This is a genomic window from Polaromonas sp. P1_G2, from assembly GCF_056405515.1.
This window is the reverse complement of the sequence record NZ_JBFUBY010001830.1, coordinates 1-351: the sequence shown is the minus strand read 5'-3', so window position 1 is coordinate 351 and position 351 is coordinate 1. Positions and strand designations below refer to the sequence as shown.

Here is a 351-nt window from a genome sequence, read left to right as displayed (position 1 = left end):
CGCCACGCCCGCCTATGCCGAAGACTTGGGCACGCAGATGTCGATCGCCACCTGGCCGAACTACCACGACCCCAACACGTTCGAGAGTTTCAAGGCCAAGACCGGCGTCGCCGTCGAAGTCAACGTTTTCGGCTCCAATGAGGAAATGCTCGCCAAGCTGCAGGCCGGCGCCTCGGGCTGGTCGCTGTTCGTGCCGACCAATTACACGATCTCGACATATCACAAGCTCGGCCTGATCGATGAACTCGACCTTTCCAAGCTGCCGAACTTCAGTACGACGACGGAAAATCCGCGCTTCACCAAGGAAGGCAAGATCGACGGCAAGACCTATGCCGTGCCGAAGAACTGGGG

1 protein-coding gene is annotated in these 351 nt (G+C 59.3%); it reads left to right on the top strand.

From position 1 onward, the window contains the following. On the top strand, positions 1-351 hold a 351-nt coding region (locus tag AC1D0P_RS32800), incomplete at both ends, for an extracellular solute-binding protein (RefSeq protein ID WP_477680535.1).